Annotated in this window: 21 protein-coding genes; 5 read left to right on the top strand and 16 right to left on the bottom strand. The window is 70.0% G+C overall.

Translation table 11 applies throughout. The annotated features are described in order from the left end of the window. Positions 1-20: 20 nt before the first annotated feature. The 5 genes from ACFCVM_RS00410 to ACFCVM_RS00390 form a co-directional block, all read right to left on the bottom strand. A complete protein-coding gene (locus ACFCVM_RS00410; protein ID WP_375832602.1) occupies positions 21-761 on the bottom strand; it encodes a hypothetical protein in 741 nt (246 codons plus the stop codon). Positions 762-844: 83 nt separating this feature from the next. Then, entirely contained in the window at positions 845-1,213 is a 369-nt protein-coding gene (locus tag ACFCVM_RS00405) for a hypothetical protein (protein WP_375832600.1), read from the bottom strand. 190 nt (positions 1,214-1,403) lie between these two features. Next, a complete protein-coding gene (locus ACFCVM_RS00400) occupies positions 1,404-3,773 on the bottom strand; it encodes a ComEC/Rec2 family competence protein (RefSeq protein WP_375832598.1) in 2,370 nt (789 codons plus the stop codon). 1 nt (position 3,774) lies between these two features. After that, positions 3,775-4,443, bottom strand: a complete 669-nt coding sequence (locus ACFCVM_RS00395) for a ComEA family DNA-binding protein (protein WP_375832596.1) — start codon at positions 4,441-4,443, stop codon at positions 3,775-3,777. 152 nt (positions 4,444-4,595) lie between these two features. Beyond that, positions 4,596-4,955, bottom strand: coding sequence for a hypothetical protein (locus ACFCVM_RS00390; RefSeq protein WP_375832594.1), 360 nt, complete (start codon positions 4,953-4,955; stop codon positions 4,596-4,598). 180 nt (positions 4,956-5,135) lie between these two features. On the opposite strand from ACFCVM_RS00390, the gene ACFCVM_RS00385 reads away from it, so the two are divergent. Then, positions 5,136-6,110: a DMT family transporter gene (locus ACFCVM_RS00385; protein ID WP_375832592.1), complete on the top strand. Its 975-nt coding sequence runs from the start codon at positions 5,136-5,138 to the stop codon at positions 6,108-6,110. 68 nt (positions 6,111-6,178) lie between these two features. On the opposite strand, the gene leuS is transcribed toward ACFCVM_RS00385, so the two are convergent. The 6 genes from leuS to ACFCVM_RS00355 all read right to left on the bottom strand — a co-directional run bounded on the left by leuS (position 6,179) and on the right by ACFCVM_RS00355 (position 16,110). Continuing rightward, positions 6,179-8,752, bottom strand: a complete 2,574-nt coding sequence (gene leuS / locus ACFCVM_RS00380) for a leucine--tRNA ligase (protein ID WP_375832590.1) — start codon at positions 8,750-8,752, stop codon at positions 6,179-6,181. A 73-nt stretch (positions 8,753-8,825) separates the two neighbouring features. Beyond that, a complete protein-coding gene (gene pabB, locus ACFCVM_RS00375) occupies positions 8,826-10,292 on the bottom strand; it encodes an aminodeoxychorismate synthase component I (RefSeq protein ID WP_375832588.1) in 1,467 nt (488 codons plus the stop codon). Between the two features lie 9 nt (positions 10,293-10,301). Beyond that, a complete protein-coding gene (gene cydC / locus ACFCVM_RS00370; protein ID WP_375832586.1) occupies positions 10,302-12,029 on the bottom strand; it encodes a thiol reductant ABC exporter subunit CydC in 1,728 nt (575 codons plus the stop codon). Then, positions 12,022-13,680, bottom strand: a complete 1,659-nt coding sequence (cydD, locus tag ACFCVM_RS00365; protein WP_375832584.1) for a thiol reductant ABC exporter subunit CydD — start codon at positions 13,678-13,680, stop codon at positions 12,022-12,024. The genes cydC and cydD overlap by 8 nt, the downstream gene beginning before the upstream one ends. After that, the gene (gene cydB, locus ACFCVM_RS00360; protein ID WP_375832582.1) at positions 13,681-14,685 is read right to left on the bottom strand and encodes a cytochrome d ubiquinol oxidase subunit II; all 1,005 of its coding nucleotides are present in this window, start codon (positions 14,683-14,685) and stop codon (positions 13,681-13,683) included. It abuts the gene before it with no gap. 12 nt (positions 14,686-14,697) lie between these two features. Beyond that, positions 14,698-16,110, bottom strand: coding sequence for a cytochrome ubiquinol oxidase subunit I (locus ACFCVM_RS00355; RefSeq protein ID WP_375832580.1), 1,413 nt, complete (start codon positions 16,108-16,110; stop codon positions 14,698-14,700). Positions 16,111-16,221: 111 nt separating this feature from the next. Here ACFCVM_RS00355 and ACFCVM_RS00350 point away from each other — a divergent pair, with 111 nt between their 5' ends. The 3 genes from ACFCVM_RS00350 to ACFCVM_RS00340 all read left to right on the top strand — a co-directional run bounded on the left by ACFCVM_RS00350 (position 16,222) and on the right by ACFCVM_RS00340 (position 18,362). Next, on the top strand, positions 16,222-16,596 hold the full coding sequence (locus ACFCVM_RS00350) for a BlaI/MecI/CopY family transcriptional regulator (RefSeq protein ID WP_375832578.1): 375 nt from the start codon (positions 16,222-16,224) through the stop codon (positions 16,594-16,596). Between the two features lie 2 nt (positions 16,597-16,598). Continuing rightward, entirely contained in the window at positions 16,599-17,534 is a 936-nt protein-coding gene (locus ACFCVM_RS00345) for a M56 family metallopeptidase (protein ID WP_375832576.1), read from the top strand. 84 nt (positions 17,535-17,618) lie between these two features. Beyond that, entirely contained in the window at positions 17,619-18,362 is a 744-nt protein-coding gene (locus ACFCVM_RS00340) for a DedA family protein (protein WP_375832574.1), read from the top strand. Here the strand turns inward: ACFCVM_RS00340 and ACFCVM_RS00335 are convergent. The 5 genes from ACFCVM_RS00335 to ACFCVM_RS00315 form a co-directional block, all read right to left on the bottom strand. Next, positions 18,359-19,285: an ABC transporter substrate-binding protein gene (locus ACFCVM_RS00335; RefSeq protein ID WP_375832572.1), complete on the bottom strand. Its 927-nt coding sequence runs from the start codon at positions 19,283-19,285 to the stop codon at positions 18,359-18,361. The genes ACFCVM_RS00340 and ACFCVM_RS00335 overlap by 4 nt on opposite strands. Next, positions 19,282-20,025 (bottom strand): ABC transporter permease, encoded by a 744-nt coding sequence (locus ACFCVM_RS00330; protein WP_375832570.1) that lies wholly within the window; start codon positions 20,023-20,025, stop codon positions 19,282-19,284. The genes ACFCVM_RS00335 and ACFCVM_RS00330 overlap by 4 nt, the downstream gene beginning before the upstream one ends. Next, positions 20,022-20,711, bottom strand: a complete 690-nt coding sequence (locus tag ACFCVM_RS00325; RefSeq protein WP_375832568.1) for an ABC transporter permease — start codon at positions 20,709-20,711, stop codon at positions 20,022-20,024. Before ACFCVM_RS00325 ends, ACFCVM_RS00330 begins: the two co-directional genes overlap by 4 nt. Continuing rightward, on the bottom strand, positions 20,708-21,520 hold the full coding sequence (locus ACFCVM_RS00320; RefSeq protein ID WP_375832566.1) for an ABC transporter ATP-binding protein: 813 nt from the start codon (positions 21,518-21,520) through the stop codon (positions 20,708-20,710). Before ACFCVM_RS00320 ends, ACFCVM_RS00325 begins: the two co-directional genes overlap by 4 nt. A 106-nt stretch (positions 21,521-21,626) precedes the next feature. Next, entirely contained in the window at positions 21,627-22,289 is a 663-nt protein-coding gene (locus tag ACFCVM_RS00315; protein ID WP_375832564.1) for a TetR family transcriptional regulator, read from the bottom strand. A 105-nt stretch (positions 22,290-22,394) separates the two neighbouring features. Here ACFCVM_RS00315 and ACFCVM_RS00310 point away from each other — a divergent pair, with 105 nt between their 5' ends. Next, positions 22,395-23,453, top strand: coding sequence for an App1 family protein (locus tag ACFCVM_RS00310; RefSeq protein WP_375832562.1), 1,059 nt, complete (start codon positions 22,395-22,397; stop codon positions 23,451-23,453). Positions 23,454-23,466 lie beyond the last annotated feature (13 nt).

Below are 23,466 nucleotides of genomic sequence, written 5' to 3'. Positions count from 1 at the left end.
AAGCGTGCCACATGCAGTGCTCACGCCCAACCGAAGATCGCCGTCAAGACCATCCCAATCCAGTAGAGCGCCGCCGAGAGCGCCAGCGCTGCTGCGACGCCGATCCCCACTTTCTGCCACGGTGTGGTGCGAGTGCGGAGACGCCGGCCGGATGCCCCGACCAGATGCTGCACCTCGGTCCCCTTGCTCATGGTGACCTGCGCGCGTCGGAACGGATCGTTCACCGCTTCGTCGGAGCTGCGCTCGTCGCGGTAGCGGCGCGTCTGCCGCTCGAACGTCTCGTGCAGGTACCGCACGAGTCCGGGCAGCTCGGCGAGCTGACCGGGCTTCGAGAAGGCGTGCGCCGGGGCGTAGATCAGCACTCGGTCGTCGACGATCTCCAGGTCGCATCCGGCCGCGGCATCCATGAGCCGGCGCAGGAGGTTCGGCGTGAACACGTACAGCGCGTCGCGCTCGTACCCAGCCGGGCAGTAGAGCCTGAAGAGGCTCTGGAAGTCGCCCTCCACCGAGAGTCGCTGCGACTCCTTCAGCGCGACGCCGAGGTTCTTCAGGACGTTGCCGCTCGTGCTGAGCAGCACCATGTTGGGCACCGGGCGCGGCAGCGGGATCATGATGAGCTTCAGGCCCCGCAGCCGCCGGCCGCGCGCTGAGACTCCGGCGTACACGAAGGGCGCTTCGGCGTCGAGCGCATCGACGACGCCGTCCATGACCACGTTCTTCGAGCTCCGGAACAGGAGCCCCGAGACCGGGAGGTTGAGCACCCGGTCTCGAAAGGCATAGCCCCGCTCATCGCAGAACGATTCCGCAAGCTCCTGCTGCGCCGAACGTGAGCGGGATCCGCCCACTAGGCCTTTCCGCCGAGGCCGCGGATGACGGCGATCAGCTTCTCGTTGTCCTCGTGCTGGATCTCCTTGGCCTGCTCATCGCCGAGCCCGTGCTCGAGGGAGTGCTCGTACGAGACCATCACCTTGTACTTGTTCCCGTTCACGACCAGCGTGGGGATGGAGCTCATCGAGTAGGTGAAGCCCTTCTTGAGCTGCACAGCTGCGACTGGCGCGCTGTCGATCAGGTCGCCGTTCTCGCGAAGCAGGCCGAGGTGGCCTTCGGAGATGACCAGGCGGCCGCGCTTGGTGTGCACCTTCATGCCCGATGCGATCGTCGCCCAGGGGCCCGAGTCGAAGTCCGGTTCGGTGGCGTTCGAGGAGTCCGACATGCGTGTTCATCTCTTCTCTGAGTTGCTCGACCGAGCGAGGTGGAACGATTCCACTCGTCTCCGCGCGAAATTCCGAGACTAGCGGCAGGGATGCCTGCGGCCCGCTGTTCCCGCGCCGGAGGAGTGGAATATTACCCAGAGCGACACACTCTGCTCATCTGAGCAGTCGAATCGGCCCTCAATCGCCCCCTCACGGCTCGGAGTCGCGCTCGCTCCAGAGGCTGAAGCCGCCGTCGTCGGCCGCCAGCAGCGCCAGACCCGAACGGTCGGTGCGCACGACTGCTGTGCCGGTCGCGCGCAGCAGATCGAGCAGGCGCTCCGTCGGATGGCCGTAACCGTTGTCGGCTCCGACCCCGATGACCCCGACGACGGCTCCCAGCTCGTCGTAGAGGCGTTCGCTCTGGTCGGCCGAGCCATGATGGGCGACCTTCACGAGATCGACCTGCCCGAGGGAGGAGGCGGACCGCAGCATGCGCGACTGCGCCTCTTCGCCGAGGTCACCGAGGAAGATGCCTCGGTAGTCGGGTGCCGAGAGGTCGAGCACGACGCTCGCATCGTTGCCCGGCTGCGCGTCGGGCCGGGGCCAGAGCACGCGCCAGCGCGCCTCGCCGAGCGTGCCGCCGAAGCCTGCGACCACTTCGACTGCTTCAGCGCCTGCCGCGACGAGCGGGTCGAGCACCCGCGTCGACCGATCGCCGTCGAGCGGCCCGTGGAGCACGGTGCCGACGAGACCCGTCACCGCCGATACTCCCCCGACGTGATCGGCGTCCCAATGCGTGAGCACCAGCAGGTCGATGCGGGAGATGCCGAGCAGCGAGAGACAACGAGTGAGCGCCGCGGGATCTGGACCGGCGTCGATGAGGGCCGTCGCCCGATCGGAGCGCAGGAGCATCGCGTCGCCCTGGCCGACGTCGCACGCGGCGACATCCCATTCGGTCGGCCGCGTGGCAGCACCGACGAGCGGCCTGCCCGCGAAGAGCCCGACCGGCACCGCGATCGCGATGATCAGCGCACCGGCGGCGATGCCGCGAAGTCGGCGTCGCCGCGGCGAGCCCAGGAGGAGCCAGAGCGCGATCGCCGTGCACGATGCGAGCAGCAGCGAGCCCGGGGCATCCGGCAGCCATTCGAGGCGTGCGGCCGGCAACGCCGACGAGGCCCGCGCAAGCAACGCGATCCACGAGGCGGGCAACCACGCGAGCTGGAGGCACGCGAACCCGACCGAGGGCAGCGCCGGCAGGAGCAGGCAGCCGATGAGTCCGACCACGGTGCCGATCGGTGCCGCCGGCGCTGCGAGCAGATTCGCCGGCACGCCGTAGAGCGCGAGCGCGGGATCGAGCAGCACGAGCACCGGCTGGCAGGCGAGTTGCGCGGCGAGCGGCACGCCGATGACGGCTGCGATGGGCAGCGGCATCCAGCGTGCGAGCGCGACGGTGAGCGGCCTCGCGAGCAGCAGGAGTCCCGCCGTCGCGAACACCGACAGCGCGAACCCGAAATCGCGGGAGTACCACGGGTCGACGGCCAGCAGCACGACGACCGCGAGCGAGAGCGCCGCGACGCCGCCACCGGGTCGGCCGGCGGCGATGGCCACGAGCACCACGACGGCCATGGTCGCCGCGCGAACGACGCTCGCCTCCGGCGTCACGAGCACGACGAACCCCGCGAGCGCCAAGAGGGCGACCCCCACACGCAGCAGTCGAGGCAGCCCGAGCAAGGCGGCGAGAGCGAAGGCCGCAGCGGTCACGATGGCGCAGTTCGCCCCCGAGACGGCCGTCAAGTGGCTGAGCGACGACGCTTTCATCGCTGCGTCGAGCGATTCATTCACAGCGCTGGTGTCGCCGATCGCGAGACCGGGCACGAGCGCTCCGCCGTCGCCGCCGAGCGCGCCGGCCGCCTCGGCGAAGCCGGTGCGCAGGCCGACAGTCCAGGCGAGCCACGGCGGTGGCAGGGCGACTGAACGGATGTCGCCCACCGCCGCCAATCGGAACGCGGACCCCTCCTCGGCGGGCAGTGCCGTCACGCGAGCCGAGAAGGTGACGTGTGCGCCGAGTTGCAGCTCGCTCGCGGGCAGCGACAGCGCGGTCGTCACCGGCACCGCGTGCGCCGCAGCACCATCGATCGCGACCACCCTGCCCTCGACCCTGAGCGGCGGCGCCTCGCCCTCGGCGAACCAGCTCGACCGCATCGCCCGTGGAGCGCCGGTGAGCTCGATCGTGACCACGGCCGAGCGATGCTCCTGGGCCGCCGCGGCCAGCGGCGAAGCCTCCCGTGCACCGAGCTCGAGGGCTGCAGCGCTCATCACGAGCGCGCCGGCCGACATCACGACGAGGGCCGTCGCCGCCACGCGGAGGAGCGGCGCGGCGACGCCGCTCTCGCCGACCGCAGTCCGCCGACGGCGCCTTTGCCAGACGCCCGCGACCGCGAGAGCAGCGGCCACAGATGTCGCCGCCCAGAGCCCCCACATCACGAATGCGGCACTTGCAGCGCCCCCGGGAGTGCCGATGCCGCACCAAGCGACCACCCATGCGAATGTCGCGGGCAGGAGCAGGCGGAGGTCTCGCACGTCAGAGCGCCACGAGCGGTTCGAGTCCTGCGAACACGGTGTCGCCGATGCCGGCGACGTCGAGCAGCTGGTCGACCGAGGTGAACGGCCCATTGGCGTCGCGCCAGTCGATGATGCGCTGCGCGAGCGCGGGGCCGATGCGCGGGAGCGTGTCGAGCTCGGCGACGCCGGCGCTGTTCAGGTGCACGAGACCGTCGACGACGCCCGGCATCGCGGCTCCCCCGCCGGGCGCCGCGGCCGGCGGCACCTGACCCAGCACGGGCACGGCGAGCTGCTCGCCGTCGACGAGCGGACGGGCGAGATTCACACCGGCCGGGTCGGCGTCCGCCGCGAACCCTCCGGCTGCGGCGACCGCGTCGACGACCCGTGAACCCGCCGCAAGCTCCACGAGCCCGGGCCGAGCCACAGCGCCGAGCACGTGCACGAGCACGGACGGGGCGCCCACCGTCGATGAGGGGTCGGTCGAGGCATCCGTTCGCAGCGAACCGGATGCCTCGATGCGAGCCTGCTCGCCGCCGCCACTGGAGCCGAACGACATGAGGGCCGCAACCGCCACGGCGAGCACGAACAGCACGACCGCAGCTCCGACGGCCACCTGCACCCGCGGACCGGCTCGTCGCGCCGACGGATCGAGCACGGCGAGGGGGTCGACGGCATCGCGTGCGGGCATGCCGGCACGCTACGGCGTGCCCCGCCGGTCGAAACCCGTGATCGGTGCTCTCAGTGCACCCGACGAAACATACATGCACTGTCGAGGAGGAGTCATGCCGACGTCTCGACTCCGATCACGACAACTCGAGAGCGGATTCGATCGACCAGGATTCAGCCCGCGACGATCGGCTGCTCGCCGGTCAGCACCGTGCGATCCCGCTTGGTCGGGCGCGCGTAGGTCGCCCGGTGCGCGGGCGGCACGTATCGCCGATCGCGGCGCGAAATGCGCTTCGGGGCGACTCGTCTCGGCCGGAGCACGAGCCCCATGCAGATGAGACTCACGCCCGCGATCGAAACCGCCGCGCCGATGGCTGCGACCAGGAGCGCGACGCCGCGCTGGTGGTCGGTCGTGATGGACGCCGAGCCGAACGCCGAGGCGTACGCGAGCATCGCAGCTCCCACCACCATGCCGACCAGGCCGAGCATCGTCACCGCGCCCCCGGCGCGCATGAGCTTCGTGCCTACCTGCATCGTCGCCACCCCCACTTCGATACTCCCCTCTACAGGGATGTCCGGGTATGCGACCTTGGTTGCATCTTGGTTCGGGCCCGAGCGAATCGGGGTCGCGCTCGGGGCCGTCCGCCTCGTGCTTAAACGATTCGTTTAGTAGCCTGCAAGTCGTATGCCGCGTCAGGTTCGAAGAGGAGTTCGATGGTGAATGTGCGTCTCGCACTGCAGTCGCTCGTGCTGGTCGCACTCCTGGCCTCGACGTGGGTGATCGTCGGCTTCGCGCTCGTGGGTGCAGGAGCAGGGGTGGTCTCCGCTGGTCGCACGGTGTTCGCAGCTTTCGGCTTGTTCCTCCTGTTGCTCATGTCTCGGAGGCGGCCACCGAAACAGGCAGACGACCAGGGGCCGGTCGGACAACCAGCTCGGTACACCGCATGGCAGCTCGCGGCGCTCGCCGGTTCCGGGGTCGCCGGCTACACGCTGCTGTCGACGGTCGCGATCAATCTCGCCGGCCCGACCCTGCCGAGCCTGGTGCTGTCGCTCTCACCCGCTCTGGTGCTGCTCCTCGAAGCCGTGCTGGCGCGAGTGCGCCCGAGCATCCCGACCCTCATCGCGACGACCGCAGCCATCGTCGGCACTGCACTCTACATACTTCCGCGGCTCACCGAAGGTGCCGGACCGAACGTGGTCGTGGGCGTCTTCGCCGCGATCGGCGCGATGTTCTCGATGGCCGCCTACAGCCTCTACTTCGCCCACGTCAATCGACGATACGCAGGCCCCATGAGTCCACGGATCCTGCCGATCTTCGCGCTCGGGAGCGTCCCGCTCGTGCTCTCGGCGGGCGTCGAGGTCGCGGCCGGCCAGACCGTGTCCCTGTCGAGCATGGCGATGCTGGCGTTCGTCGGAATCGCGATCTACGTGCCTGCCTATCTGGTGCAGCACCGAATCCTGCTGAGTGCCGGCGCCGCATACGCCTCACTGCTGGGGCTGGCAGTGCCACCGCTCGTCGGTGTCGCTTCCGCGGCCCTCGGTCTCGCGGATGCGCCTGGCCTTCTCCAGACCGTCGGCATCGCGCTCACCCTGGTGGGCATGGTCTTCGTCATCCGCCTCAAGTTCGCCGAACGCGAGCCCGTCGCAGCGGAGCTGCATCGCCGCGACGCGATCGAGGCTGACCGGTGACCTGTCAACAGGGTCTCCGTCATCCGGTCGAGGAGAAGCGGCCGCCGTGGAGGGCGCAGGCCGAGCGATCAGCCCTTCGTCGCGATGTTCACGAGTCGCGGTGCGCGCACGATCACGTTGACGATCTCACGCTCGCCGATGGAGCGGGCGACCGCGGCCGAGGCACGCGCCATCGCCTCGAGTTCGTCGCCCGAGATCTTCGGTGACACCTCGAGCCGGTCGCGCACCTTGCCGTCGACCTGCACGATGGCCGTGACGGACTCCTCGACGAGGAGCGCCGGGTCGGCCTTGCGCCACGGCACGAGGGCGACGGTCGGCTCGTAGCCGAGTCGCTGCCACATGTCTTCTGCGGTGAACGGTGCGAACAGGTCGAGGATCATCGCGGTGACCTCCGCCGCTTCGCGCACCGCGGCGTCACCGGCGCCGGCACCGGAGTCGATCGCCTTGCGGGTGGCGTTCACGAGCTCCATGAGGCGAGCGACGACGACGTTGAACTTGAACGCTTCGACGAGTCCCGGGGCATCGGCGAGCAGACGGTGAGTGACCCGGCGGAGGGCCGCGTCGCCCGTCTTCCATTCGACATCGGGGCTGGAGGTGACCTCGCCCGAGATGCGCCAGGCGCGCGCCAGGAACTTCGACGCGCCGACCGGCGAGACGTCGGCCCAGTCGATGTCGTCTTCGGGCGGGCCGGCGAACGCCAGCGTGACGCGCAGCGCGTCGGCGCCGTGCGCCGCCAGCTCGCTCGCGAACTCCACCAGGTTGCCCTTGGACTTCGACATCTTGGTGCCGTCCATGATGACCATGCCCTGGTTGAGCAGCGAGGTGAACGGCTCGGTGAAGCTCAGGTAGCCGAGATCGAAGAGCACCTTCGTGATGAAGCGCGAGTAGAGCAGGTGCAGGATCGCGTGCTCGACTCCGCCGACGTACTGGTCGACGGGCGCCCACTTCTCGGCCTCGGCCGGGTCGAAGGCGCGCTCATCGCTGTTGGGGTTCAAGTAGCGCAGGTAGTACCACGACGAGTCGACGAAGGTGTCCATCGTGTCGGAGTCGCGGCGGGCCGCACCCCTGCAGTTCGGGCATGCGACGTTGACCCAGTCTTCAGCTGCGCCGAGCGGGCTCGCGCCCTTCGGCTTCAGGTCGAGGCCCGCGGCATCCGGCAGTCGCACCGGGAGCTCGGCCTCGGGAACCGGAACCTCGCCGCAATCGGGGCAGTGGATGATCGGGATGGGCGTGCCCCAGTAGCGCTGGCGCGAGATGAGCCAGTCGCGCAGGCGGTAGTTCTTCGACGAGCGGCCGAGTCCGCGCTCGGCGAGGAGCTCGATGACGCGGCGGATGGCATTCGACTTCGAGAGCCCGTCGAGCGGGCCCGAGTTGATGAGCCGACCCTCGCCCGCGAGCGCGACCCCGGTCGACGCCGGGTCTTCGAGCGGGAGGTCGTCGGGCAGGTACGGGTCGCCGTTCTCGTCGAGCGGGATGACGGGGATCACGCCCGTGACCGGAGCGTTCGTGTCGACGACGACCCGCACGGGCAGGTCGAAGGCGCGCGCGAAGTCGAGGTCGCGCTGGTCGTGCGCCGGCACGGCCATGATCGCGCCGTGGCCGTAGTCGGCGAGCACGTAGTCGGCGGCCCAGATCGGCAGGCGCTCGCCGTTGACCGGGTTGATCGCGTAGCGCTCGAGGAACACGCCGGTCTTCGGACGGTCGGTCGCGAGCCGGTCGATGTCGCTCTCTGCGCGCACCGAGTCGACGTAGTCCTGGAAGCGCATGCGCACCTCGGCGGAGGCGCCGCTCGCGAGCTCGGCCGCGAGGTCGGAGTCGGGGGCGACGACCATGAAGGTGGCGCCGAAGAGCGTGTCGGGGCGCGTCGTGAAGACCGGGATGCGCTCATCGCGCCCCTCGATCTCGAACTCGACGTCGGCGCCCGAGGAGCGGCCGATCCAGTTGCGCTGCATCGACAGCACCTTCGTCGGCCAGGCGCCCTCGAGCTGGTTCAGGTCGTCGAGCAGGCGGTCGGCGTAGTCGGTGACGCGGAAGTACCACTGCGTCAGGGCCTTCTTCGTGACCACCGCACCGCAGCGCTCGCAGTGCCCGTCGATGACCTGCTCGTTGGCGAGCACCGTCTGGTCGTTGGGGCACCAGTTGACCTGGCCGGCCTTGCGGTAGGCGATGCCCTGCTCGTAGAGCTTCAGGAACAGCCACTGGTTCCACTTGTAGTACTCGGGGTCGCTCGTGTGGAGCTCGCGCGACCAGTCGAACGACGGCGCGTACTGGCGGAACGATCGCTTCTGCTGCTCGATGTTCGCGTAGGTCCACCCGCGGGGGTCGATGCCGCGCTTGATGGCGGCGTTCTCGGCCGGCAGGCCGAAGGAGTCCCAGCCGACCGGGTGCAGCACGTCGAAGCCCTGGTGGCGCCAGTAGCGCGCGACCGTGTCGCCGTACCCGAATGCCTCGGCGTGACCCATGTGCAGGTCGCCCGACGGGTAGGGGAACATGTCGAGGATGTACTTGCGCGGCCTCGTGTCGCCCGGGAGCCCGGCGCGGAACGGCTCGGACTCGTCCCACACGGGAAGCCACTTCGCCTGAATGGCGGCGAAGTCGTACGCGCCGGCGTCGGCGTGCGCTGGGTCCTGGTCGTGTGCCACGTGACTCTCAATCGTGTATCGCTCGGGGAGGGCTTCCGGGCGCGCCGGATCGCGGCGCACTCGGATATCCAGCCTACTCACTCCGGGGCGGACAGTCGGCGCCGAGCACTGCGAGCAGCGCCCGCGCCTTGATCCGGGTCTCCTCGACCTCCTCTACGGCGACCGAGAGCGCCGTGATGCCGCCGCCGGTGCCGATGCTCGCGCCCTTCGGCGTGAGCACGATCGAGCGGATGACCATCGCGAGGTCGGCGCCGCCGTCGATGCCGAGATAGCCGAACGCGCCCGAGTAGACGCCTCTCGGGCCCTGCTCGAGTTCGTGCAGGATCGTCATGGCGCTCCGCTTCGGCGCCCCCGTCATCGAACCGGCGGGGAACGCCGACTGCACGGCGTCGAGCGCGGTGAGCGGATGCCGCAGCCGCGCGATGACCGTCGAGACCAGCTGGTGCACGTGGGCGTACTCCTCGACCTCGAGGAGCGCCGGCACCTCGACCGTGCCGAGCTCGGCGATGCGGCCGAGGTCGTTGCGCATGAGGTCGACGATCATGAGGTTCTCGGCGCGTTCCTTCTCGCTCTCGATCAGTTCCCGCCGAAGCGCGGCGTCGACCTCGGGGTCGGCGCTTCGCGGCCGGGTGCCCTTCATCGGCTTCGTCGTGACGAGCCCGGCGGGGTCGACGAACAGGAACTGCTCGGGCGACGCGCTGAGCAGCGCCGTGTCGCCGAAGCGCACGTAGCCGCCGTGGTGGCTCGGGCTCGAGGCGCGCAGGGCGAGGTAGGCGGCGGCCGGATCGGGATGCACGTCGACGTCGACCCGGTTGGTGAGGCACAACTGGTAGGCATCGCCGCGAACGATCGCGGCCTGGCACTCGGCGATGAGCTGCGAGTAGCGCGCAGCGTCGTGCCGCCATCGGGTCGGCGCGTCGCCGGCGCCCGCGCCGGTCGGCTGCGTCACCGGCGCGGTCACGGGCACGGATGCCGCGGCGATCCGTTCGATGCCGGCCGCGAGTTCGACCGCCCACGACTCGCGTGACGCCCTCGCAGCCGAGTCGTCGTCGATCCAGACGAGCCGCACCGAACGTGCACCATGATCGAAGACGATCACCCGGTCGACGAAGAGGAACGCGGCATCCGGTGTCTCTGCTTCGGCGATCGGGACATCCTGCAGGTGGGCGCCGAGCTCGTAGCCGAACCAGCCGAACCAGCCGAGCGGCGCGGCCGATGCTGCTGGGCCGTCGGCCTCCGCGGTCGGACGATTCGCCGCGAGCACCTCGCCGAGCACGTCGAAGACCGACGCCGAGGAGGTGACGGGGCGTCCGTCCAGCCCACGTGCCAATGGCCGTTGGCGCGTGACCGCACCGCGACTCACGTCTGCCGTCACGAACTCGGAGCCCTCGTGGGCGACCGCGAGCACGCTCGACCCCGATACGGCATCCGCTCCCCCGTCGAGCCAGGCGACGTACGTCGAATCGGCGAACAACGCGCGGAAGACGACTTCGGGGTCGCGCCACACCGGCAGGGCGAACTGGCGGATGCGACGCGGCATCCTCTCAGCCTAGATCGCCGGGAGGCGGCCGTCCTCGATCGTCACGACGCGATCGACGAGCGACGGATCGACCGGGGCGTGCGAGATCAGCACGACGCTGCTGCCCGAGCGGCCCGCGGCATCGGTCAGATCGCGCAGGAGCGCGTCGGCCCGGGCGGGGTCGACACTCGCCGTCGGCTCATCGAGCACGAGCACCGGGAAGCGCGCGAGCATCGCACGAGCGAGGGCGAGGCGCTGCGCCTGCCCGCCCGAGACGAGTGCGCCGCGCTCGCCGACCTTCGCGTCGAGCCCGCCGCGCTCCTCGACCCACTCGCGGAGGCCCACGCGATCGAGCACGTCGAGCAGCTCGTCGTCGGTCGCGGTGTCGCGGGCGAAGATCAGGTTCTGCCGCACGTCCTCATCGAAGAGCCACGGCCGCTGCTCGACGAGCCCGACGACGCCGCGGACGTCGGCGGGGTCGAGCGTCGAGGCTTCGACGCCGCCGAGGCGGTACGAACCCGCGTAGTCGAGGAAGCGCACGAGCACGTGGGCGAGCGTGGTCTTGCCCGCTCCCGAGCCGCCGCGCACGAGGAGCCGCTCGCCCGGCACGATCGAGAGGTCGACCCGTGCGAGGGCCGCTCCCCTGCCGTCATCGGTACCGGCCGAGCCCGCGTCGGCGTCGCCCTCGGAACCTGCGAGCACCGGCCAGCTCGCCTGCACGCCGCGCAGTTCGATGAGCGGCGGCGCATCGCTCTCGCGCAACGCAGCCGGCGCAGCCGGCATGACGGGGATGCCCGCCGGCACGGTGTCGGGCACTGCGCCGGCGACCCGGGCGGCGCTCGCACGTGCGAGCCGGAGTGCCGACGCCGCGAGCGGCACGGCGGTCGCGACCTCGGCGATCGCGAGCGGCACCAGGCAGAGCACGGCGAAGGTCGGGCCGTCGATGCGGCCGTCCTGCAGCAGCGGCACCGCTGCGGCGAGGCTCGCGGCCACGGCGAATCCACCGATCGCGCTCATCGCCGCCGCCGCGACACCGGTCGCCGCGGCACGCGCCCGGGTCGCGTTCGCATACCTGGCGCCGAGATCGTCGATGCGCCGTCGCCCGGCGCCGGCGGCGTCGAACGCCACGAGCACGTCGAGCGCCTGCACGTGTTCGACGACCGCCGCTTGGAGTTCACCGCGGAGCGGTGCCGTCGTGCGCTCGGCACGGGCCACCGCCCGCTGCTGCACGAGCAGCGCGGCACCGATTCCCACGACGAGGCAGGTCAACACGGCGACGGCCGACTGCGGTGCGATGAACCAGATGCCCACGACGGCGGCGATGAGCACGATCGCCGCGCTCACGAGGGGCTGCACGGCGCGCAACGGCACGTTCTGCAGCTCGTCGACATCGCTCACGAAGCGATCGAGCAGATCGCCGCGCCGGGTCGCCGCGATGCCGTCGGGCGCGATCGGGAGCATGCGCTCGAACACGTTCACGCGGATCGTGGCGAGTTGCCGGAACGAGGCGTCGTGGCCGGTGAGCCGCTCGAGGTAGCGGAACACGGCGCGGCCGAGCGCGAACGCCCGCACGCCGACGATTGCCACCGAGAGGTAGAGCACGGGCGGCTGCTCGGCCGCACGCGCGATCAGCCACGCCGAGCACGCCAGCAGCACGATGCTCGACCCGGCGGAGCCGATGCCGAAGAGCACGGCGGGCAGCAGCCGGCGCGGGCTCGGGATGGAGCGGCGCAGCATGGCGCGCGCGGGTTCAGACATGCGCGGGCTCCAGTTCGATGACGCGATCGGCTCGGGCGGCGAGTGCCGTGCGGTGGGTCGAGACGACGACGATGCGGCCTTCGGCGGCGAGTGCGACGAGCGCGTCGCCGAGCGCGGCCTCGCGGTCGGCGTCCTGCGCCGAGCTCGGCTCGTCGAGGAGCAGCAGCGGGGCGTCCCGTGCGAGCAGGCGGTGGATCGCGCGTGCGGTGGCCACGCGCTGGGCCTGACCGCCGGAGAGGCCGGAGCCGCCGGGCCCGAGCGGCAGCTCGGGATCGAGCTCCACGCCCGCGAGCAGGAGGGCGCGCCGGCCGAGCGCGGGGTCGGCGCCCTCGTCGCCGAGCCGCACGTTCGAGGCGATCGTTCCGGCGAGGAGGGCCGGCGTCTGCCCCGACCAGGCGAGCTTCGACCGGCGGTCGACATCGCCGTCAGCGCCGAGCGCCGCTCCGTCGAGTCGCGCCACGCCCTCGAGCGGCACGAAGCCGAGAAGCGCCGCGAACAGGCTCGACTTGCCCGAGCCGCTCTCACCCGTCACCGCGACGACCTCTCCGCGAGCCGCGTCGAGGTCGAGACCGTCGAGCACGACCCGGTCGCCCCGCATGACCCGGATGCCTCGGAGGTGCAGTCCGCCCGCGGCATCCGTGCCCTCGGTCGTGGCGTCCGCGACGGAGGCCGTGGTGCGCACCGACGGCCGCTCGGCTCGCTCGGCGGCATCGAGCAGGTCGAAGGCGTCGACCGACGCGGCGACGCCCTCGGATGAGGCGTGGAAGGCGGCACCGACGTTCCGCAGCGGGAGGAAGACCTCGGGAGCGAGCACCAGCACGAAGAGCCCGGCGATCAGCAGCATGTCGCCCGCGACGAGCCGGAGCCCGATCGAGACAGCGACGAGCGCCACCGAGAGGCTCGCGGCGAACTCGAGGGTGAAGCCCGAGAGGAAGGTGATGCGCAGCACCTTCATGGTGTGCGAGCGGTACTCGTCGGTGACCGCCGCGATGCGCGTGGTCTGGCGCTCGGCCCTGCGGTAGAGCAGCAGCGTCGACAACCCGCCGACGACCTCGAGGAATCCGCGCGACAGCGACGCGAGGCTCTCCCATTGACGTCGTTGCACGGCCTCGGTGGCCATGCCGATGAGCGCCATGAAGACGGGGATGAGCGGCAGCACGATCACGAGCACGAGGCCCGACAACGGGTCGGCGATCCACGCCATCGCGATGAGGATCGGCGTGACGACGATCGTCGACACGAGCTGCGGCAGGTACTGCCCGAAGTAGGCGTCGAGCGCGTCGAGCCCGGGGCCGAGCAGCGTCGCGATGCGAGCCGTCGGGAACTCGGGAAGCCCCTCGGGCTCGGCCTCGAGGGCCGTGAGCAGTTCGCTCCGGAGCTCGGCCTTCACCCGGGTGGCGCCGGCGGAGCCCACCACGTCCCAGACCCACGCGGCGATGGCGCGAACGGATGCCGCGGCGACGAGCAGCACGAGGAACGGCACGGCATCCGGCATCGGCATGCCGTCGATGAACCCGGTCACGAGCGATGCGAGCGCCCACGCGAACGCCACGATCGCGGCGCTCTGCACGAGGGCGAGGGCGCCGCCCGCGGCGAGGAAGCCGCGGGCGGCGCGGGAACGGCGGAGGAGCCGCGGATCGAGCGGTTTCACCTAGTGCGCTGCCGCCTCGATCGAAGCGCGGGAGACGCGCTTGCGGAACACCCAGTACGTCCAGCCCTGGTACAGCAGCACCAGCGGGAGGCAGAACAGGGCCACCCAGCTCATGACGGTGAGGGTGTACGTCGTGCTCGAGGCGTTCTCGATCGTGAGGCTGTTCGCCGGGTCGTTCGAGGCGGGCATCACGTCGGGGAACAGCGCCGCGAAGAGCGCGAAGACCGCAGCGGCGACCGTGACGGCGAGCAGGGTGAACGCGATGCCCTCCGCCCCCCGCAGGTTCGCGATCCATCCGCCGATGAGTGCGACCGCCGCGATGGCCGCGAGGATCCAGAACCAGAGCGTGCCGAACGCGAGCCCGGTCCAGAGGAGGAACGAGGCGGCGACGACGATCGTGATGATGCCCGACCTGGTCGCGAGTCGCCGCGCCCGTTCGCGCAGGTCGCCCTCGGTCTTCAGCGAGGCGAACACCACGCCGTGCGTGAAGAAGAGCAGGAGCGTCGTGACGCCGCCGAGCAGCGCATACGGGTTCAGCAGGTCGAAGAGCGTGCCCGTGTAGTTGTGATCCGCGTCGAGCGGCACACCCTGCACGATGTTGGCGAACGCGACGCCCCAGAGCAGGGCCGGCACGGCCGAGCCCACGATGATCATGCCGTCGAACCACTTCTTCCAGCGCGACTCGGGTCGCTGGTGGCGGTACTCGAACGAGACGCCGCGAGCGATGAGCGCGAGCAGGATGAGCAGCAGCGCGAGGTAGAACCCCGAGAAGAGGGTCGCGTACCACTCGGGGAACGCCGCGAAGAGCGAGGCGCCCGCGACGATCACCCACGTCTCGTTCAGGTCCCAGACCGGGCCGATCGTATTGATGAGCACGCGACGATCGGTCTCGTCCTTCCCGAGGAACGGGAGGGACATGCCGATGCCGAAGTCGAATCCGTCGAGCACGAAGTAGCCGACGAACATGAAGGCGACGATCCAGAACCAGAGCACTGTGAGATCCATGGGGTGTCCTCCTTAGTAGACCGTCGTGGCGGGTTCGACGCGGCCGGTTTCGGGGTCGGGCTCGCCGAGCTCCGGCGGGCCCTTCTTGATGGCCCGGATGATCAGGCGCACCTCGACGACGGCGAGTGCGCCGTAGATGAGGGTGAACGCCACGAGGGAGATGAGCACGTCGAGCCCGGTCACGTTCGGCGAGACCGCCGACTCGGTGGGCAGCAGGCTGAACACGATCCAGGGCTGCCTGCCCATCTCGGTGAAGATCCACCCGACGATCATGGCGGCGAGCGAGAGGGGGAAGCTCCAGATCGCGACCTTCCAGACCCAGGCCTGCTTGGGCATGCGGCCCTTGCGGGTGACCCAGAGGCCGACCACGGCGATGAGCACGTGGAGGAGGCCGAGGCCGATCATCCAGCGGAACGACCAGTACGTGACCCAGATGATGGGGGTGTAGTCGCCGGGCCCGTAGAGCTCCTGGTACTGCGCCTGCAGGTCGTTGATGCCCTCGACGCACCCGTCGAACGTATGCGTCGAGAGGAAGGAGAGCAGGTAGGGCACGCGGATCGAGAAGAGCTCGCTCGAGCCGTCGGGCGTGCCGAGGGTGAAGAGCGAGAACGAGGCATCCGCCCCGCACGCGGTGTCGTACATCGCCTCGGCGGCGGCCATCTTCATCGGCTGCGTCGCCACCATGGCGAGGCTGAGCTGGTCGCCGAAGAGCGTCGTGAGGATGCCGGAGCCCACCATCACCCAGAGGCCGAACTTCAGCGCAGGGCGCATGGAGTCGAGGTGCTGGTTGCGGGCCAGGTGCCACGCGGCAGCGCTGATGATGAGGCCGGCCGCCACCATGAAGCTCGCTGCGATCGTATGCGGGAACGCAGCGAGCGCCACGGGGTTCGAGAGGAGCGCACCGATGTCGACCAGTTCGGCCCGACCGCGCTCGGCGTTCATCTCGTAGCCGACGGGGTTCTGCATGAACGCGTTCGCGGCGATGATGAAGTAGGCCGACACGATCGAGCCGATGGCGGTGCACCAGATCGTCGCGAGGTGGATGCCGCGGGGCAGCTTGTCCCAACCGAAGATCCAGAGGCCGATGAAGGTCGCCTCGAAGAAGAAGGCGAGCAGGCCCTCGAGCGCGAGCGGGGCTCCGAACACGTCGCCGACGAACCGCGAGTACTCCGACCAGTTCATGCCGAACTGGAACTCCTGCACGATGCCCGTCACGACGCCCATCGCGAAGTTGATGAGGAAGATCGTGCCGAAGAACTTCGTGACCTTCAGGTATTCGAGCTTGCCGGTGCGGTACCAGGCGGTCTGGAAGACGGCCGTGGAGGTCGCGAGGCCGATCGTGATCGGGACGAACAGGAAGTGGTAGACGGTGGTGAGCCCGAATTGCCATCGGGCGAGCAGCAGTGGATCCAGCAGCTCGTTCACGGATGCCCCTTTCACACGCGATCGCGTCGTGATGAAGTCTCGTTCTACACGTCGTAGAACGTTCTTCTACGAAGCGTAGAACATATCGCCCGACGACGGTAGTCTGGAGGCATGGCGAGTCTCGGCGAACTGGAGCGCTCCGTGATGGAGGTGCTGTGGTCGCGCGACGCCGCGCTCACGGCGAACGAGCTGCGCGACGCCCTCGCCCTGAGCGAAGGCGAGCCCGGCCGCGCCGTGGCGACGACCACGGTCCTCACCGTGCTGTCCCGTCTCGAGCGCAAGGGATTCGTGACGCGCGCACGCGACACCCGCCCGCACCGCTATCGGGCGCTCCTCACGCGCGAAGAGCACACCGCCGAGCTCATGCACGAGGTGCTCGACCGTGCGAGCGACCGCGACGCCGCGCTCGCACGCTTCGTCGGCACCGTCAGTGCCGGCGAGGCCGCAACGCTGCGGCGACTCCTCGACGACCTCTCCCGATCCTGACGATGCTCGCCGTCGCCGCGCTGCTCGGCGGGTTCGCGCTCCTGCTCGCCTGGCCGATCCCCGTCGTGCTCTCGCGAGCCGCCTGGCCGACTCGCTCCCCCGCCATCGCGCTCGCGCTCTGGCAGGCGATTGCACTCGGCGGCGGCCTCTCGATGATCGGCTGCCTGCTCGTCTTCGGCGCATCCCCCGCCGGCTCGCTGCTGGGCGCGGCCGAGTCGCTGCTCCCCCGCCTCTTCGCCGGACCGATCCCGCCGGAGTTCGGTGTCGTCCACCTCGCGGCCCTCACGCTCGCCGCCGGGCTCGCGCTCCATCTCGCACTCAACCTCGCGCTGACCGCGGTGCGCGCCGAACGTGAACGCCGCCGTCAGCACCAGCTCATCGACCTGCTCAGCGACCCGATGCCGGGCCAGCCGCGCACGCGAGTGCTCGCCCACCCGGTTCCCCTCGCGTACTGCGTCCCCGGCATCCGCACGGCGACGGTGCTCACCGACGGTCTCATCGACGCCCTCGACGACGCCGAGCTGCGCGCCGTCATCGCGCACGAGCGGGCCCATCTCGACCAGTTGCACCATCTCGTGCTGCTCGCGTTCCGCGCCTGGCACAGCGCACTTCCCTGGTTCCCGATCGCCAATCGCGCCGAGCGATCCGTCGCGCTCCTCGCCGAGATGCTGGCCGACGATCGCGCCCGACGCGAGGCCGATGACGACGCGCTCCGACGCGCGATGGTGCAGGTCGGCAGCGGCGGCGAGCCCGGCGCATATGCCGATTCCGGCGGCGTCGTTCCCGACGTCACGATGCTCGAGGCGCGGCTCGCGCGCCTCGATGAGCCGCAGCAGCCCTCGGGCCCGCTGACCGGTTCGGCCGTCGTCTGGACGGCCGCGATCATCGTCGCCGTGCCGATCGCAGCCCTCCTCGCCACCCTCGGCGCGGTCGCCTGACCCCGACCACGGTACGAGTGCCCCGCGGGCGAATCAGACTGCGGACTGATGCGGTCGTTCAGGGCGCCTCGCTACGCTCGAACGATGAACGAGATCCTCGACTGGATCCTCGACACCGTTCAGGCTGTCGACCCGATCGCCCGCACCCTGCTCGCCGGGCTCGGCATGCTGCTCGAGACCTCCGTGCTCATCGGCCTCGTCGTGCCGGGCGACACGATCGTGATCGTCGCCTCGACAGCCGTCGACAGCATCGGCGAGTACTTCGCGCTCACGTTCACGGTCATCATCGGTGCACTCATCGGCGAGAGCATCGGCTTCGCGCTCGGCCGGTGGTTCGGCCCGCACATCCATCGCTCGTGGGTCGGGCGCAAGATCGGCGACGAGAACTGGGCGCGGGCCGAGCGCTATCTCGACCGCCGCGGCGGCCCTGCGGTCTTCATCTCCCGGTTCCTGCCGGTGCTGCACTCGCTCATCCCCCTCACCGTCGGCATGAGCTCGATGCGGTACCGCAAGTTCATGGCGTGGACCGTGCCCGCGTGCGTCATCTGGGCCTTCGCCTACGTGACCGTCGGCTGGCTCGCCGCAGGCAGCTACCGCGAGCTGAGCCGCGAGCTGCACTGGGCGGGCTACCTGTTCGTCGCGGTGATCGCGCTCTTCCTCGCCGCCGCGTGGGGCGTGAAGAAGCTCCTCGTGCGCTCCGAGGCCAAGCACATGGTGGCGACGGATGCCCCGGCGGACGCGTCGTCCGACGCGGTGACGGTCGCACTCGACGACGAAGGGCCGGATGCCGCGGCATCCGACCCCTCGAATCTCGACGCGAACCGCTAGAACAGCGCCTTCTCGGCGAGCCAGTCCTTCGCGATCTGGTCGGCGGACTGCTGCTCGTCGACACTCAACGCGTTGAGCGCGACGAGGTCTTCGGCGGTGAGCGCTTCGCTCACCGTGTTGATGACATCGGCCATCTCGTCGGTGACCTTCTCGCTCACGACCGGCACGACGTGCGACGCGAGGAAGAGCCCTTCGGGGTCTTCGAGCGTCACGAGGTCGTTCGCCTTGATGTTCGGGTCGGCACTGTAGATGTTGACGAGCTGAACCTGGTCGTCGACGAGCGCCTTGAGCGTCAGCGGGCCGCCGCTGTCTTCGATCGGCGTGAACGCGACGTCGACCCCGTAGACCTCTTTCAGGCCGGTCGGTCCGTAGGGACGCGTCTCGAGCTCGGAGTTGCCGCCGAGGGTCAGCGGGGTCGTGACCTTCGCGAGGTCGGCGAGACTCGTCACGCCGTTCGCCTCCGAGAACTCCTTGGTCACGTTGTAGGAGTCCTGATCGGTCGCGGGCGACTGGTCGAGCACGCGGAGCCCCTCGGGGAGCGACGTCTCGAGCTCGGCGTAGACGTCCTCGCTCGTCGTGGCCGTCGTGTCGGGCACGTAGTACTGCAGCAGATTGCCCGTGTACTCGGGGAAGACGTCGATCTCGCCCGCCTCGATCTCGGGGATGTAGACCTCGCGCTGGCCGATGCGCGGCTGCAGTTCGACCGTGAAGCCGTTGGCCTCGAGCGCCTGCGCGTAGATCTCGGCGATGATCTCATTGGAGTAGTAGTCCTGCGAGCCGACGACGATGGTCTCCGACGAAGCGCCGTCGGTGCTCGATCCGCTGTCCAGCGGATCGCCCGACGCGCACCCTGCCAGGGCCACTGTCGCCCCGACCGCGACTGCTGCGAGTGCAAGCAGCCGGCCTTTTCCTGCGGTGTTCATTCTCGATTCCCTTCGGTGATGGGTTGCCCCACGACCGCTCGGGGCCGGGTCGGCCGCGAGCGGAGCTCTCTGGTCCTGGTCGCCCGCACGCCGACGGGCACGACGAGGCGCTGCGTGATCGCGAAGAGGCCGTCGATCGCGAGGGCGAGCAGGATCACGAGGATCGAGCCGCCGAGCATCTCGGCGTAGTCGCGTGTCTTCAGACCGGCGAAGATGTACCGGCCGAGTCCCTCGTCGGCGATGTAGGCGGCGAGCGTCGCGGTCGCCACGATCTGCAGCGTCGCCGAGCGGATGCCGCCGACGATGATCGGCATGCCGAGCGGCACCTCGACCTTGCCGACGATCTGCCGCTCTCGCATGCCCATCGCGCGTGCCGCATCGACGGTGCGTCGGTCGACGGACTCGAGACCCGCGTATGCGCCGGCGAGCAGCGGTGGCAGTGCCAGCACGACGAGGGCGATGATCGGCGCCTGGAGTCCGATGCCCAGCCACAGCGCGAGGAGGGTGAGCAGGCCGAGCGTCGGGAGGGCGCGCAATCCGCCCGACACGGTCACCGCGAGCTCCTTGCCCCGGCCCGTGTGCCCGACGAACATTCCGATCGGCAGCGCGATGACGGCGGCGATGAGGAGCACTGTCGCCGAGATCGCGAGGTGCTGCCCGATGCGCTCTGGGATGCTGCCGACGCCGGTCCAGTTGGCTGGATCGAGGATCCAGGCGATGCCCTCGAAGAGAAGGTTCACAGGGCATCCGCCGCCTTCACGAGCGTCGTCGATGCGGCCTTGCTCGTCTTCGCATCCGGGCGCGACCACGGCATGAGCAGCCGACCGACGGCGACGCTCGCCCAGTCGAGGCCGATCGCCAGCACCATCGTGGCGACGATGCCCGTGATGATCTCGATCTGGATACCGCGCTGGAGGCCGTCGGTGAAGAGGCTGCCGAGGCTCTGCACGCCGATCACGGCCCCGATCGTCGCGAGACTCACGGTGCTCACGATCACGACGCGCAAGCCCGACAGCAGCACGGGGCCCGCGAGCGGCAGCTCGACGCCCCAGAACCGGCCTGCCGGCGAGTAGCCGATCGCGGTCGCCGACTGCCGCACGTCGGGCTCGACGGCGTCGAAGGCGTCGGCGGCGGTCCGCACGATCACGGCGATGCCGTACAGCGTGAGCGCGATCACGAGGTTGAGCGGCGACGTGGTCCGCAGCCCGGTGACGACCGGCAGCGCGATGAGCAGGGCGAGCGACGGGATCGCGTAGAGGAGGCCGCAGATCGAGAGCAGCACTCCTCGCGACCACCGGTAGCGGTGCGCGAGCCATCCGATCGGAACCGAGATCACGAAGCTCAGTATGATCGCGGGCACCGACAATGCCAGATGGGTCAGCATCAGCTCACCGACCAGGTCGAGATTCGACCAGAGCCAGTTCACGAGGCGAGCACTCCCGCCGGGCGGCCGTCGGCGTCGACGACGAGCCGTCGACCGTCGACCTCGGTCACGTGCAGGGCTCGCTTGCCGCGGTTCGCGCCGACGAAGTCGGCGACGAAGTCGTCGGCGGGGTTCGCGAGGATCTCGGCCGGCGATGCCGCCTGCGAGATCTGCCCGCCGTGCTGCATGATGACGACCTGATCGCCGAGCAGGAACGCCTCGTCGATGTCATGCGTCACGAAGACGACGGTCTTGCCCAGTTCGCCCTGCAGGCGCAGCAGCTCCTGCTGCAGCTCCGCGCGCACGATCGGGTCGACGGCGCCGAACGGTTCGTCCATGAGCAGGATGTTGGGGTCGACCGCGAGACCCCGCGCGACGCCCACCCGCTGCTGCTGGCCGCCCGAGAGCTGGCTCGGGTACTTGTCGGCGAGCGAGCGGTCGAGGCCCACCGTGTCGAGCAGTTCGAGCGCCCGCGCGTGCGCCTCGCGCTTCTTCTCGCCACGGAGCATGGGCACGGTCGCGACGTTGTCGATGACCTTGCGGTGCGGCAGCAGTCCCGAGTTCTGCATCACGTAGCCGATGCTGCGCCGCAGTGCCACGGGCTCGAGCGTCGCGACATCCGTGCCGTCGATCAGTACCTGTCCCGCCGTCGGATCGACCATGCGGTTGATCATGCGCAGGAGGGTCGTCTTGCCGGAACCCGAGGAGCCGACGAAGACGGTCGTCTTGCGCGGCGGGATGACGATGTCGACGCCTGCGACTGCGACGGTGCCGTCGGGGAACTGCTTGCTGACGCCCCGGAACTCGATCATGCTGCCTCATTCCAGGCCCGGCGTTCGCCGAACCGGCTTCCAGCCAAACACCAATCGCGTGCCGAGGCAACGAACGAGACGCGGCGCGTCTGCTGCTGGCGGTGCGTCAGGCGGCGTTGCTGGCGCTGCGCGCCTCACCGAGGTGCTCGGCGAGGTAGTCGTGCACGAGTCGCTTCGCCTCGGCGAGGTAGCGCTCGTCACCGGTCACTTCACGTTCGAAGGCGCGGCTGATGAGCGCATCGCCGAGCTCGATCGAGACGCCGAGACGGAACCGCAGCTCGGCGAGGTCGAGGTCGCCGCCGAACTCCGCCTCGATGAGACGCGCCAGCCGGTGGGCGAGCTCGGGTTCGATGTCACCCTCGGGGGTCTCACGGCGCGCGGCGTGCACGACGCTGAAGCCGGGCTCGTCGCGGTACATCGCGGCGCAGGCGTCGATCGCCACGTCCATGACGTGCCACCAGTTGACGAGGTCGACCTCGACGAGGTCGTCGGCGATGCGTTCGCGGAAGCGCCGGACCGAGCGCTCGCGGAGTGCGTACAGCACGGCGACGCGGTCGGGGAAGTAGCGGTAGACCGTGCCGATCGAGGCGCCGGCGCGCTCGGCGACCATCTGCGTGGTCAGCCGCTCGAACCCGGACTCGTCGACGATCTCCGCCGCCGCGTCGAGCAGCGCGTCGAGCCGCTGCGTACTGCGTCGCTGGGTCGGCTCGGTGCGGATCGAGCGTCTCCGGCTCGGATCGGCCCCCAGGATCAGGTCGACATTCGGCACGGAACCTCCTCAGTTGCCCGTCCACTCTACCCGGAGCGGCACGGGTCATCCGACCATTCCCGGTTCGTTTCGCGACCCGGCGTCGACGCATGACAGACTGAGTGGATGCCGGCGAGCTCCCCCCTTCCGGCCGGACAACGAGAGCGCCAGGTCCGGCATCGTGCCGCGCGCGCCGAAGACTGGGTGCACGACCTGCGCGAGCGCTGGGCGCGACGCCGCGGCCACAGGCCGACCATCGTGCCCTACACCGGCTACGGATCGACCGAATGGGTGCGCGTGCTCTGCCGAGTCCTGCTCAGCAAGCCGGTCGACCCCAACGAGACGTCGAAGCGCCGCCGCCGCAGAGGCGAGCAGGGCATTCGCGGATGGCGCAGCTTCACGAGCGTGCCCGTCGGCGGCGTACCCGTGGTGATCGAGGTCGGCGGCACCCGCATCGAGGTGCTCGCCGATCGCGGCGGTGTCGTCGACACGAAGGTGCCGGTCTCCCTCGAGCCCGGCTGGCATCGCGCGACGCTGCACACCGAGGGATCCGAACCGGTCGAGGCGCCGATCTGGATCGTCGGGCCCGACGTGCGATTCGGCATCATCTCCGACGTCGACGACACCGTGATGGTCACGGCGCTCCCCAGGCCGCTCGTCGCCTTCTGGAACACCTTCGTGCTCGACGAGCACGCGCGCATCCCGACTCCCGGCATGGCCGTGCTGTTCGAGCGCCTCGTGCGCTCCCACCCGGGCTCCCCCGTCATCTACCTCTCGACGGGGGCGTGGAACGTCGCGCCGACGCTCACGAGATTCCTCTCGCGCAACCTCTATCCGGCCGGGCCGCTGCTGCTCACCGACTGGGGCCCGACGCATGATCGCTGGTTCCGGAGCGGCCGCGAGCACAAGCAGGAGAACCTCCGGCGTCTCGCCGAGGAGTTCCCCGACGTGCGCTGGCTGCTCATCGGCGACGACGGCCAGCACGACGAGGAGCACTACGAGCGATTCGCGCTCGAGCACCCCGACAAGGTCGCCGCCGTCGCGATCCGCCGCCTCTCCAAGGGAGAGGCGGTACTCGCCGGAGGCCGCACCAAGGGCGAGCAGCACGGCGCAGGCGTGCCGTGGGTGTCGGCGAACGACGGCTCGACGATCGCGGACCGGCTCGCCGACCTCGGCGTGCTCTGAAGCCCGCCCTGCT

Origin of the sequence: Agromyces sp. NPDC056389 (assembly GCF_042262385.1) — a bacterium.
Lineage (GTDB): Bacteria > Actinomycetota > Actinomycetes > Actinomycetales > Microbacteriaceae > Agromyces.
This window is presented reverse-complemented; position numbering and strand designations above follow the sequence as displayed.

Coding starts and splice junctions, on each gene's coding strand:
- ACFCVM_RS00405 (WP_375832600.1), bottom strand. CDS start 1,213: ATGTCGGACTCCTCGAACGCCACCGAACCGGACTTCGACTCGGGCCCC.
- ACFCVM_RS00395 (WP_375832596.1), bottom strand. CDS start 4,443: ATGCCCGCACGCGATGCCGTCGACCCCCTCGCCGTGCTCGATCCGTCG.
- ACFCVM_RS00390 (WP_375832594.1), bottom strand. CDS start 4,955: ATGCAGGTAGGCACGAAGCTCATGCGCGCCGGGGGCGCGGTGACGATG.
- ACFCVM_RS00385 (WP_375832592.1), top strand. CDS start 5,136: ATGGTGAATGTGCGTCTCGCACTGCAGTCGCTCGTGCTGGTCGCACTC.
- pabB (WP_375832588.1), bottom strand. CDS start 10,292: ATGCCGCGTCGCATCCGCCAGTTCGCCCTGCCGGTGTGGCGCGACCCC.
- cydC (WP_375832586.1), bottom strand. CDS start 12,029: ATGTCTGAACCCGCGCGCGCCATGCTGCGCCGCTCCATCCCGAGCCCG.
- cydB (WP_375832582.1), bottom strand. CDS start 14,685: ATGGATCTCACAGTGCTCTGGTTCTGGATCGTCGCCTTCATGTTCGTC.
- ACFCVM_RS00350 (WP_375832578.1), top strand. CDS start 16,222: ATGGCGAGTCTCGGCGAACTGGAGCGCTCCGTGATGGAGGTGCTGTGG.
- ACFCVM_RS00345 (WP_375832576.1), top strand. CDS start 16,599: ATGCTCGCCGTCGCCGCGCTGCTCGGCGGGTTCGCGCTCCTGCTCGCC.
- ACFCVM_RS00340 (WP_375832574.1), top strand. CDS start 17,619: ATGAACGAGATCCTCGACTGGATCCTCGACACCGTTCAGGCTGTCGAC.
- ACFCVM_RS00335 (WP_375832572.1), bottom strand. CDS start 19,285: ATGAACACCGCAGGAAAAGGCCGGCTGCTTGCACTCGCAGCAGTCGCG.
- ACFCVM_RS00320 (WP_375832566.1), bottom strand. CDS start 21,520: ATGATCGAGTTCCGGGGCGTCAGCAAGCAGTTCCCCGACGGCACCGTC.
- ACFCVM_RS00310 (WP_375832562.1), top strand. CDS start 22,395: ATGCCGGCGAGCTCCCCCCTTCCGGCCGGACAACGAGAGCGCCAGGTC.